This is a genomic window from Bradyrhizobium sp. OAE829 (assembly GCF_040546575.1).
GTDB lineage: Bacteria > Pseudomonadota > Alphaproteobacteria > Rhizobiales > Xanthobacteraceae > Bradyrhizobium.
In genome coordinates, this window is sequence record NZ_JBEPOE010000001.1 from 7,961,663 (window position 1) to 7,970,955 (window position 9,293).

14 protein-coding genes are annotated in these 9,293 nt (G+C 64.0%); 4 read left to right on the plus strand and 10 right to left on the minus strand.

Annotated elements, in window-relative coordinates; all coding sequences use genetic code 11:
* Window positions 1-27: 27 nt before the first annotated feature.
* The 3 genes from ABIE49_RS37695 to ABIE49_RS37705 are packed head-to-tail and all read right to left on the minus strand — an operon-like array spanning window position 28 to window position 1,423.
* Complete coding sequence (locus tag ABIE49_RS37695) at window positions 28-675, minus strand: glutathione S-transferase family protein (RefSeq protein ID WP_192739653.1); 648 nt, start codon at window positions 673-675, stop codon at window positions 28-30.
* A complete protein-coding gene (locus tag ABIE49_RS37700; RefSeq protein WP_192739652.1) occupies window positions 672-1,112 on the minus strand; it encodes an SRPBCC family protein in 441 nt (146 codons plus the stop codon). Before ABIE49_RS37700 ends, ABIE49_RS37695 begins: the two co-directional genes overlap by 4 nt.
* Window positions 1,109-1,423: an ArsR/SmtB family transcription factor gene (locus ABIE49_RS37705; RefSeq protein WP_249119179.1), complete on the minus strand. Its 315-nt coding sequence runs from the start codon at window positions 1,421-1,423 to the stop codon at window positions 1,109-1,111. Before ABIE49_RS37705 ends, ABIE49_RS37700 begins: the two co-directional genes overlap by 4 nt.
* Before the next feature lie 118 nt (window positions 1,424-1,541).
* On the opposite strand from ABIE49_RS37705, the gene ABIE49_RS37710 reads away from it, so the two are divergent.
* The gene (locus ABIE49_RS37710) at window positions 1,542-2,021 is read left to right on the plus strand and encodes a GNAT family N-acetyltransferase (protein WP_192739650.1); all 480 of its coding nucleotides are present in this window, start codon (window positions 1,542-1,544) and stop codon (window positions 2,019-2,021) included.
* 1 nt (window position 2,022) lies between these two features.
* Here the strand turns inward: ABIE49_RS37710 and ABIE49_RS37715 are convergent, their stop codons facing one another.
* On the minus strand, window positions 2,023-2,430 hold the full coding sequence (locus ABIE49_RS37715) for a DoxX family protein (RefSeq protein ID WP_192739649.1): 408 nt from the start codon (window positions 2,428-2,430) through the stop codon (window positions 2,023-2,025).
* Window positions 2,431-2,554: 124 nt separating this feature from the next.
* The gene (locus ABIE49_RS37720) at window positions 2,555-3,127 is read right to left on the minus strand and encodes a TetR/AcrR family transcriptional regulator (RefSeq protein WP_192739648.1); all 573 of its coding nucleotides are present in this window, start codon (window positions 3,125-3,127) and stop codon (window positions 2,555-2,557) included.
* Window positions 3,128-3,296: 169 nt separating this feature from the next.
* On the opposite strand from ABIE49_RS37720, the gene ABIE49_RS37725 reads away from it, so the two are divergent.
* Window positions 3,297-3,689 carry a RidA family protein gene (locus tag ABIE49_RS37725; protein ID WP_192739647.1) on the plus strand — a complete coding sequence of 131 codons (393 nt, stop codon included), beginning with the start codon at window positions 3,297-3,299 and terminating at the stop codon, window positions 3,687-3,689.
* Between the two features lie 37 nt (window positions 3,690-3,726).
* On the opposite strand, the gene ABIE49_RS37730 is transcribed toward ABIE49_RS37725, so the two are convergent.
* The 3 genes from ABIE49_RS37730 to ABIE49_RS37740 are packed head-to-tail and all read right to left on the minus strand — an operon-like array spanning window position 3,727 to window position 5,387.
* Complete coding sequence (locus tag ABIE49_RS37730; RefSeq protein ID WP_192739646.1) at window positions 3,727-4,227, minus strand: peptide deformylase; 501 nt, start codon at window positions 4,225-4,227, stop codon at window positions 3,727-3,729.
* A 10-nt stretch (window positions 4,228-4,237) separates the two neighbouring features.
* Window positions 4,238-4,933: a class I SAM-dependent methyltransferase gene (locus ABIE49_RS37735; RefSeq protein ID WP_192739645.1), complete on the minus strand. Its 696-nt coding sequence runs from the start codon at window positions 4,931-4,933 to the stop codon at window positions 4,238-4,240.
* On the minus strand, window positions 4,923-5,387 hold the full coding sequence (locus ABIE49_RS37740; protein WP_192739644.1) for an Rrf2 family transcriptional regulator: 465 nt from the start codon (window positions 5,385-5,387) through the stop codon (window positions 4,923-4,925). Before ABIE49_RS37740 ends, ABIE49_RS37735 begins: the two co-directional genes overlap by 11 nt.
* A 231-nt stretch (window positions 5,388-5,618) precedes the next feature.
* On the opposite strand from ABIE49_RS37740, the gene ABIE49_RS37745 reads away from it, so the two are divergent.
* Both ABIE49_RS37745 and ABIE49_RS37750 read left to right on the plus strand, forming a co-directional pair.
* Window positions 5,619-6,164, plus strand: coding sequence for a carboxymuconolactone decarboxylase family protein (locus ABIE49_RS37745; RefSeq protein WP_354067192.1), 546 nt, complete (start codon window positions 5,619-5,621; stop codon window positions 6,162-6,164).
* 8 nt (window positions 6,165-6,172) lie between these two features.
* Complete coding sequence (locus ABIE49_RS37750) at window positions 6,173-7,564, plus strand: amidase (protein ID WP_192739642.1); 1,392 nt, start codon at window positions 6,173-6,175, stop codon at window positions 7,562-7,564.
* A gap of 27 nt (window positions 7,565-7,591) precedes the next feature.
* Here ABIE49_RS37750 and ABIE49_RS37755 read toward each other — a convergent pair whose 3' ends face one another.
* The gene (locus tag ABIE49_RS37755; protein ID WP_192739641.1) at window positions 7,592-8,572 is read right to left on the minus strand and encodes a thioredoxin family protein; all 981 of its coding nucleotides are present in this window, start codon (window positions 8,570-8,572) and stop codon (window positions 7,592-7,594) included.
* A 2-nt stretch (window positions 8,573-8,574) separates the two neighbouring features.
* Window positions 8,575-9,276, minus strand: a complete 702-nt coding sequence (locus ABIE49_RS37760) for a cytochrome c biogenesis CcdA family protein (protein ID WP_192739640.1) — start codon at window positions 9,274-9,276, stop codon at window positions 8,575-8,577.
* Window positions 9,277-9,293 lie beyond the last annotated feature (17 nt).

The following is a 9,293-nucleotide window of genomic DNA, read 5'->3' on the forward strand; positions in this document are numbered from 1 at the left end:
GAGGTTCGAAAACGCCGTGAAGAAATCTCAAGCCGCATCTGCCGCAGCAAAATGCGCCATCTGGTCAGCGTGTGCCTTCACGAAGGACGGTCGGGCCGTGGCGCGCGCGACATAGTCGTGACAGGCGGGATATGTCGCCAGGCCGTCGAACCGGGCCACGAGGCGCAGCACATCCGCCATGAGGATGTCGGCGACGGAGAATGTCCCGGCGAGCCATTCGCGTCCTGCCAGCACCGCCTCCAGGTGCTTGAGCCGGTGCTGGTGGAGGAACCCGTCAAAGAGTTTCCAGGCCGGCGTGTCGCCGGTCGCGCCGGAAAAGATCAGCAAGGACCAGGGCAGGCTGGCCATCTCGACGGAGTTGAGCGCCGCGAACAGCCATTCCTTCGTATCGCTGCGAGCGCGCGGATCGCTGGGCATCAGCGCGTCGCTGCGTTCGCCGAGATGCAGCAGCATCGCGCCGCTCTCGAAGATCGAGATGTCGCCATCGGTCAACCATGGCACCTGGCCGAACGGCTGGTGGGCGAAATGCTCGGCGCTCCGTTTCCGAAACGGCACGCTCTCGACACGATAGGGCAGGCCTGCCTCTTCCAGCGCCCAACGCACGCGGATGTCGCGCACATAGCCGCGTGGCGGTTCGGGAACCCAATCGAAGGTGGTGAGGATCAAGTCGTTCATTCGGCAACTCCAAGGAACAAGGGTAGCTTGTCGAGCAGGCCGCTCCAGCCATGCTCGTGACTGTTGCGCGTCTCTTCGTCGGGAAGATGCTCGTGCCGCAGCGTCAGCCTGGTGCCGCCGTCATCAGGCTCGAGCAGAAACGTGACCAGCGACTCGCGTTCCCTCGTTCCCGGCAAGTCCCAGGTGAACACCAGCTTCTTTTCCGGAATCACTTCCTGATAAATTCCGGTGGGATTGTGCTCCTCGCCGTTCAGCAACCGGAAGACGACGCTGAAGCGGCCTCCCGGCCGCACGTCCGCCTCGGCGCGCAGCGTCGGTCCGGCATCGGGACCCCACCACTGCATCATCAGTTTGGGCTCTGTGATCGCCGCCCACACCCTGGCAGGCGAGGCCTTGATCCTGCGCACGATGGTCACGCTCGGCAGGCTCTTGGTCATCGCTCGCCATCCTCTTCCACGAGCGCAACAAGGCGATCGAGGCTGACCGTCCAGAGCCGCTCATATCGTTTGAGCCACTCCATGGCCTCGCGCATCGGTCGGACCGACAGATGGACCGACACGGTGCGACCGGTTTTGGTGCGCTTGATCAACCCCGCATCGGACAGCACATCCAGATGCTTCATCATTCCGGGCAGTTTTAGCGAAAACGGCCGGGCGAGTTCGCTCACCGAAAGCCCGGGTTTTTCCTTCAGCCGCAGCAGCACGGCCCGCCGCGTAGGGTCGGCGAGCGCGGAGAACGTGCGGTCCATTCGGGAGGCTTGATACTTCACCATGTAGCGAAGTATTGCTTTTGTCGCCGGTGGAGTCAACTTCGCCGTTGGATCGATGAGGTTTCCAATCGATATGGCTGAGGATAACGTAGACGCGATGAAGCCAAGACCCGCCGACCCCTCCGAAGCCAGCGTGCTGACGCGCCTGTGGTATGACGGCTGGCAGGATGCCCACGCGGCGATCCTGCCGCCGGCGCTGGCGCGTGCGCGCACGTTTGAAGACTTTGCCGAACGGATGTCCGCCGCGCTCGCCGATGTGCGGGTGATCGGCCCGCAAGGTGCGCCATTGGGTTTTGCGATGCCGAAGGGCGATGAACTCAATCAGTTCTACGTCACATCGGCAGCGCGCGGCACGGGTGTCGCGGCCACGCTGATCGCGGACGCGGAGGTGCAGATGTCGCAGCGCGGCGTCGAGACGGCCTGGCTCGCCTGCGCGATCGGCAATTCGCGCGCCGCAAAATTTTACGAGAAGAGCGGATGGCATCTCGCCCGGACGATGGTCAACCGCCTGGATACCGTTGACGGCCCGTTCGATCTCGAAATCTGGCGTTATGAGAAATTGCTGACGTGCCGGTGAATCAGCGCGCGGCGTCGGCGGACTCCCGCGCAATCGGAAACAGCGCCCGAACGCGCGGGTCGCGGAGCCACAGCCCGCCCCACATAAACAGCCCGAGATAGAGGCTGAACAGGATGTGGCTGAACAGCGGGCTGCCCACCCTGATCTGGGTCGCCATCGCGCCGCCAAGCAGCCCCATCATCAGCACCGCGCCAAGCACGCTGGTGCGCGGGATCAGGTAGAGCACGAGGCAGACCAGCTCGATGATTCCGATCGTAAATGCAAAGCCGGAAGGCCAGCCAAGCTGCGCCATCGTCTGTTCCGCCACCGGAAGCTGGAGCAGTTTTGGCGCAACCGAGGCGCCGAGCATGAACAGGGCGAAAAGCCCCGTCAGAATACGACCGGTCCAGAGCATCGCTGGTGTGTTCATCGCTGGTCTCCTTGAACGAAGCTTGATCATCTGTGCCAAGGACGCAGCAACTCTGCCCGATCCGACATCCCCGGGAAGTTTTTTAGGGCGCCGGTGCATCGCAGTTTCCCGGTTGGTCGCCGCGTCATTCCTCGATCTGCAGCAACCCGACCGCAAGATGCCGGAACGCCGCGACCGCCTTGGCAAGGACGGCGCGGGGATCGTCGGCTGCCGCAATCCACAGCGCGGCGCTGAGCGCTGCGCCATTGAGCAGCCGGGCGGCCGCTTCCGCATCCACCGGCCTGACCGTTTTCGCATCGATCAGCGCCTGGATGGTTTGCGTCGTGGTGCGCAGGCACTCGTTCTGGTTCGGCCATCGCGAGGGATCGCCGAGCACGGCCGGCCCGTCCAGCAGCATGATGCGCTGGATCTCCGGCTCGAGCGCCATCTCGATAAAGGCGATGTTGGCGTCGAGAAAGCCGAGCCAGGCGGTCTTGGCCCGGTCCTGGACCATGCGCATCCGCGCCACCATTTCGGCGTCGATCTGGTCGATCACCGCCTGCAGCAGGCCCTTCTTGTCGCCGAAATTGTGGTAGAGCGCGCCGCGCGTCAGGCCGGCCTTGGCGGTGAGTTCGTCCATCGACGCCGCCGCATAACCCTCCGCCGCAAACGCCTTGCGGGCGGCCCTGATGAGCTTGGCCCGGGTCTTCTCCACCATCTGCGCCCGCCGCCTTGCGACCAAAGCCAAACTCCAAAAAACATACGCCGCGTATGCCATTGACATACGGTGCGTATGAACAATATAGCAGCATACGGGGCGTATATCAATGCTCCCGCCGGCTGCGGCCGTTACGGTCGGGCTTGCCTCGTTCAAACGGAGTGAAACAATGTCAAAACGCGACGCAATTTTCCCTGCCGGCCGGCAGGCGCTGTACGAAATCAACCGCTATTCGGCGGCGATCCGCTCCGGCGATCTGCTGTTCGTCTCCGGCCAGGTCGGCAGCCGCGATGACGGCTCGCCCGAGCCTGACTTTGCAAAGCAGGTCCAGCTTGCCTTCGACAATCTCGCCGCCGTGCTGAAGGCCGCCGGTTGCACCTTCGACGACGTCGTCGACGTCACCACCTTCCACACCGACCCGGCCAAGCAGTGGGAGACGATCGGCCCCATCAGGCTGAAGGCGATCGGCGAGGCGCCTTACCCGAACTGGACCGCGGTGGGCGTGAACTGGCTGGCGGGCTTTGATTTCGAGATCAAGGTGATCGCGCGCGTTCCGCAGTGATCGGCTGGCGGGAGCGTCGAAGGCGGCGATCCCACCGTCATTTCACTCGCGAGACCTTCTCAAACCGCTTGATCAGCCGCTCGCGCTTCAGCCGGGACAGCCGCCTGATCCAGAAAATCCCGTTGAGCTGATCGATCTCATGCTGATGGCAGACCGCGCGGAGGCCTTGCGATTCCTCGGTTCGGGCATGGCCGTCGACGTCGTGATAGCTGATCCGCAACCGCGCATGGCGCTCGATGTCGTCATTGACGCCGGGCATCGAGACGCTGCCTTCCTGGTGCATGATCATCTCGGGCGAAGCCCAGATGATCTCTGGATTGACATAGGTCCGCGCGCCATCGACCGGGTCGAGATCGAGCACGACGACGCGAAGTGCGACTCCGATATGCGGCGCGGTGATGCCGATGCCGGGTACGGCGTGCATGGTCTCCAGCAGGTCCGTCGCAAGCTCGCGCAGCGCGCGGTCGAACACGGTCACCGCCTGCGCGGTGAGTGCAAGGCGCGGGTCGGGATAGCGGACGATGGGACGGATGGTCATGAGCGTTCTGTCAGGCGTACGCGATCCAGCCGCGCCAGGTGAAGGCGGCGTAGAACAGCTCGACGCCCTTGAAGCCGGCTTCGCGCAGGATCTGCGCATCCTGTTCCGGGTTGAACAGGTTCAGATTTTTATCGACCGCCGCGCGGGCGCCGTTGGCCTTGTCGGGATCGGCGCCGGAAGCGATGCCAAAGGCAGCGTACCGCGACAGCCATTGCGCACGCGCCCCTTGCGGAAAGCTGGAGTGGGCGGCCACAAAGGGCGCGCCGGGCTTGAGACGGCGATGGATTTCGCCGGCCGTCCGCCGCCGTTCACCCGCATCTAGAAAATGCAGCGTGAGCAGGCACGTCGCGGCATCGAACGGGCCGTCGGGGGCAACATCGATATAGCCTTGCTGGAGCTGCACGCGCGCGCTGAGCGGACCCAGTATCCGCTCCGCCAGTTTCAGCATCTCCGCCGCCGGATCGACTCCGACGAAGGTCCAGCCGGCCGCGGTCTCCGCCAACGACTTCAACTCCAGGCCGCCGCCGGCGCCGAGCACCAGCACACGCGCGTCTTGCGGCGCCCGTTCCGCCAGCAGGATGCTGGTCATGCGGTGAAGGTCGGCAAAGCCGGGCACAAAGCGCGGCGGTCCCTCCGCATAATTCTTCACCGCCTCGGGATCGAAGAAATGATCCAGCATTGCCTGAACGGCGGCATCATTTCGCATGTGCGATCTCCAAGCGATGACCCTTGCCGCGGCCAACGAGGCGCTTGTGAAAATCGGTGCTCAGCTGCGCGAGCGTCACGTCAGCCAGGCGCGACAACAGCAGCGCTTCCGCATCGTCGAATGCGCGGGTGAGGGCGGCATTGACGGCCTGCTCGACAAGGCAGCCGGGCTTTTCAGTTCTGTTGCCGATCGCCAGCAACGAAGGTTCGCCGAGCGCCTCATAAATGTCGCGCAAGGAGATATCAGCCAGGTCACGCGCGAGCGTCCATCCGCCGCCATGGCCTTTCTCCGATCGCACATAGCCCTGATCGCGCAAGCCCGCCATGACGCGGCGGATCACCACCGGGTTGGTGTCCATAGCTTTCGCCAGCGCCTCTGACGTGACGAGCTCATCCTGTTCGGCCATGTGCAGCAGCACGTGCAGCACGCCGGATAATCGGCTGTCTCTTCTCATGTAACTATTGATATTACATGATAGGGTGAGAGGTCAAGCCGATCCGTGGGTCTTCATTCCCCGATGCGTAATTGCGCATCTGCGTTCGCCGGAACGACGCATGGGCGGAGTCCTGTTTGACAATACCCGCCACGGACAGAGCTGCTATTCTTGACTGACCCGCGCCAAAGATTCCTGTCTGTGGCAACATCCCGCTATTCCCATCCTCGGCTAAGGATAATCCGATGTCACGTGTATCGATCAAAACGAAGAACGATCTGGCCGGCCGAGCTGCAGCCGCTGTGGGACAAGATGACGACCTATGGCGCGTTCGAGAACCAGGCGGGCGTGATGGCGCACCGGCCGCCGATCTTTGAGCATACCTGGTCGCTGCTGGTCGATCTCGCCGAGAGCGGCACCTTGTCGAAGCGCCATCTGGAGATCGCGCTGGTCGCGGTGTCCCTGTTGAACCAGTGCGACTATTGCGTCTCGCACCACGCGCCGAAACTGGCGATCCAGGGCGTATCGGAAGCGGGCGCCGAACGGCTGCTGGACTACAAGGATCATCCGGAACTCGACGACGTCGACAGGCTCGTCGTCGAATATTCCGTTGCGGTGAACAATAACTGGAGCAAGACTCGCGACGAAATCTTTTCCCGGCTGCGAGAGCACTTCTCCGAAGCCCAGATTGTCGAACTGACCTGGCGCATCTCGCTGTGTGGCGCATTCAACCGCTTTACCGATATCCTGCAATGCGATATCGAGCCGAGCGTCCCCGCGCGTGAAGCGGCCGAGTAGGCCGCGCGATGTCCGATGATTTGAACTGGCTTTCCGCCCGCGAGATGACCCGGCGCTTCGCCAAGGGCGACCTGTCGCCGGTCGATGTATTGGAAGCGACGCTGGCGCGACTGCGCGCGGTCAATCCGGCTCTCAATGCCACGTGCCTACTGGATGAGCCGCAGGGGAGGCGACTAGCTGCGGAGTCGGCGGAACGCTGGCGTCGCGGTGAACCCATGGGACCACTCGACGGCGTGCCGGTCGCGATCAAGGACACCGGACATGTCAAGGGTTGGCCGATGCGCATCGGCTCGCACTCAACGGCAACGGCACCAAGCACCGAGGATACGCCGGGTGTCGCGCGCCTGCGTGAGGCCGGCGCGGTGTTCTTCTGCAAGACAACGACTCCGGAGTTCGGCTGGAAGGGGATTACGCACGGCCCGCTGACCGGCATCACCCGCAACCCCTGGGATACTTCCCGCACGCCCGGTGGCTCCAGCGGCGGTTCGGCCGCCCTGGTCGCGGCGGGCGTCGTCCCGCTGGCCACCGGCGGCGATGGCGGCGGCTCGATCCGCATCCCCGCGGCGTTCAGCGGTGTGTTCGGGTTGAAGGCGAGCTACGGCGTGGTGCCGAATTTGCTGGGGCCGATGGGAACGCTCGCGGTGTATGGCGGACTATCGCGCGATGTCGCCGACAGTGCGCTGCTGCTGAACGTGCTGACGCGGCCGGACGCGCGGGATTCCTTCGCCGTTCCCTATCGCGGCATCGACTATCTCGATGGCCTCGACGAGGGGGTGGCGGGAATGAAAATCGCATGGTCGCCAGATCTGGGCTTTCCGGTCACCGAGCCGGATGTCGCTGATGGCATGCAGCCGGCCATTGATGCGCTGGTGAAGGCCGGCGCCGATGTGAAGAGCGTCGATCTGGATCTGTCCGCGGCGCAGCCCGCGCTGGAAGTGATTTGGGGCGCATCGCACGCCGCTGTGGTTCGGGATTTCGACGGCGCGCAACTGGCGGCGCTCGATCCAGGCCTGCTGCGGCTGGTGATATCAGCCCAGGATATTTCGGCGAGCGAATTGCAGGCGGCCTATGCCGACATGCGCACGCTCAGCCAGCAGATGCATCACTTCCATCAGCACTACGATCTGTTGCTAACGCCGACCATTCCCATCACCGCCTTCGCCGCCGGCATCGACACGCCGGATGCGGCGCGCTTTCCCCAGTGGTTCGATTGGACGCCATTGACGTGGCCGTTCAATCTCACCCGCCAGCCCGCGGCCTCGGTGCCGTGCGGTTTTGTCGAAGGCTTGCCGATCGGCCTGCAGATCGTGGGGCCGATGTTCAGCGAGGAGAAAATCCTCCGCGCCAGCCGCTGCGTCGAACAGGCCTGCGCCAGCGGCGCGCGGCCAAACCTTGCCTAGGGAGCCTTGTTAATCAAGGCTTGCGGATCAACCGAACGTAAAGCTGTAAGCGCTCAGGCCGGCCTTGGGCACCTTCAGGCGCAACACATGCTCGCCGCTGCTGCCGCTGTAGATGGGATAAAGCCGGCTTCCGTCGATGGTGACCGGCGGTTGCGGCGTGCCGTCCACGGTGACGGAGACCGCTTGCGGCAACGCGCTGCCCGCGACCAGGTTGACCTTGGGCGCGTTGAAGCGGAGCACGATCTCGCTACCGTCTGCCGAGGCGGTGGCGCTGTCGCCAACCAGCTTCCAACCGCCACCGAGCGCGAAGCGACCTTGCGGCACGCTGTCCGGCAGCGCGTAGGATCGCTCACCTGCCGCGGAATCCTGCGAGGCCACGATGGCGCCGTCGTTCTTCTCCGACCCGAGATAGAGTTCGGGCGTGTCGATGCCGGCGAGATCCGGATCGCTGGCCTGCGCCGCCGGCGTGGCTTCGCCGACGAGGCGGGCGATCGTGTTCTCCATCTGCTGGTAGTTACCTTCGCCGAACTGGGTCGCGACGATGGTGCCGGACTTGTCGATCAGATATCCGGCCGGCCAATACTGGTTACCGAAGGCGCGCCAGGTGCGGTACTGATTGTCCTGCGCGACAGCGTATTTGATGCCGAAGCGCTTGATGGCGATCTCGACATTCGACGTCTCCCTCTCGAAGGCGAATTCAGGCGTGTGCACGCCGACCACGACGAACCCCTTGTCCTTGTAGGTGTCGTACCACTTCGTCACATAGGGCAGAGTGCGCACGCAGTTGATGCAGGAATAGGTCCAGAACTGCACCAGCACGACCTTGCCGCGCAGGCTTTCCAGCGTCAGCGGCGGAGAATTCAGCCAGGCCGAGATGCCCGCAAATTCAGGCGCGGTGCGGCGCTCGCTCGATGTAGTTTGCTCGCCGCGGGTCAGCGACGGGCTGAACTGCACGACGACGAGGAAGCCTGTGATCAGAAGCACAATGACGGTGAGAAGCTTGCGCATGGTCATAATCCTGTTTGGTGGTTCGGGTAGAAGTCGGAGAGCCACACCGTGATGATGGTGTCGTATTGCGTGTAGAAAGCGAACGCGACGAGCAGTACTGCCGCGCCGAAGCTGCGTTGCAGGGCGGGTGTGTAGGGCACGAGCCTGCGCATCTGGGTGGTGGCGTATTGCCCGCCATAGGCGATCAGCAATATCGGGAGGGCCGCGCCGATTGCGTAGGTGACGAGCAGCACGCCGGCGCGTGCGAGGTCTTCCGACGTCGCGATCAGCGTGAGTATGGAGCCGAGCACCGGCCCGGCGCAGGGCGTCCACAACACGCCGAGCGAGAGGCCGAGAACGAGGCCGCCGAAATTGCCCGGTAAGGCAGCCCGCACGGCGCCATCCGCGTGCGCGAGGAGACCGCTCAACCGCGCCACCAGCCATTCGTAGGGCTGCGGCCAGAGCATCAGCACGCCGAAGCCGCCGAGCAGCACGATGGAAATCTTGCGCAAGCTGTCATGCGACAGACCCAACACCGTTGGGAACGCGCTGAACAGCAAGGCGAAGCCGGAGAAGGCGATGACGAAACCGCCCACGATGAACAATGGCCGCAACCGGCCGTGCTGGCCGATCGACGTGCCAAGCAGGATCGGAAGCAGCGGCAGGATGCACGGCGCTGCCGCCGTCAGCAGTCCTGCCGCCAGGGCGAGGGCTATGTCGATCATCGCAGTATTCCTCGTGG

What these genes read in the sequence shown, in the direction of transcription:
- ABIE49_RS37710 (WP_192739650.1), top strand. Translation starts at nt 1,542, where the DNA reads ATGAAGCCAAGACCCGCCGACCCCTCCGAAGCCAGCGTGCTGACGCGC.
- ABIE49_RS37700 (WP_192739652.1), bottom strand. Translation starts at nt 1,112, where the DNA reads ATGACCAAGAGCCTGCCGAGCGTGACCATCGTGCGCAGGATCAAGGCC.
- ABIE49_RS37750 (WP_192739642.1), top strand. Translation starts at nt 6,173, where the DNA reads ATGTCCGATGATTTGAACTGGCTTTCCGCCCGCGAGATGACCCGGCGC.
- ABIE49_RS37740 (WP_192739644.1), bottom strand. Translation starts at nt 5,387, where the DNA reads ATGAGAAGAGACAGCCGATTATCCGGCGTGCTGCACGTGCTGCTGCAC.
- ABIE49_RS37725 (WP_192739647.1), top strand. Translation starts at nt 3,297, where the DNA reads ATGTCAAAACGCGACGCAATTTTCCCTGCCGGCCGGCAGGCGCTGTAC.
- ABIE49_RS37705 (WP_249119179.1), bottom strand. Translation starts at nt 1,423, where the DNA reads ATGGACCGCACGTTCTCCGCGCTCGCCGACCCTACGCGGCGGGCCGTG.
- ABIE49_RS37755 (WP_192739641.1), bottom strand. Translation starts at nt 8,572, where the DNA reads ATGCGCAAGCTTCTCACCGTCATTGTGCTTCTGATCACAGGCTTCCTC.
- ABIE49_RS37695 (WP_192739653.1), bottom strand. Translation starts at nt 675, where the DNA reads ATGAACGACTTGATCCTCACCACCTTCGATTGGGTTCCCGAACCGCCA.
- ABIE49_RS37735 (WP_192739645.1), bottom strand. Translation starts at nt 4,933, where the DNA reads ATGCGAAATGATGCCGCCGTTCAGGCAATGCTGGATCATTTCTTCGAT.
- ABIE49_RS37730 (WP_192739646.1), bottom strand. Translation starts at nt 4,227, where the DNA reads ATGACCATCCGTCCCATCGTCCGCTATCCCGACCCGCGCCTTGCACTC.
- ABIE49_RS37715 (WP_192739649.1), bottom strand. Translation starts at nt 2,430, where the DNA reads ATGAACACACCAGCGATGCTCTGGACCGGTCGTATTCTGACGGGGCTT.
- ABIE49_RS37720 (WP_192739648.1), bottom strand. Translation starts at nt 3,127, where the DNA reads ATGGTGGAGAAGACCCGGGCCAAGCTCATCAGGGCCGCCCGCAAGGCG.
- ABIE49_RS37760 (WP_192739640.1), bottom strand. Translation starts at nt 9,276, where the DNA reads ATGATCGACATAGCCCTCGCCCTGGCGGCAGGACTGCTGACGGCGGCA.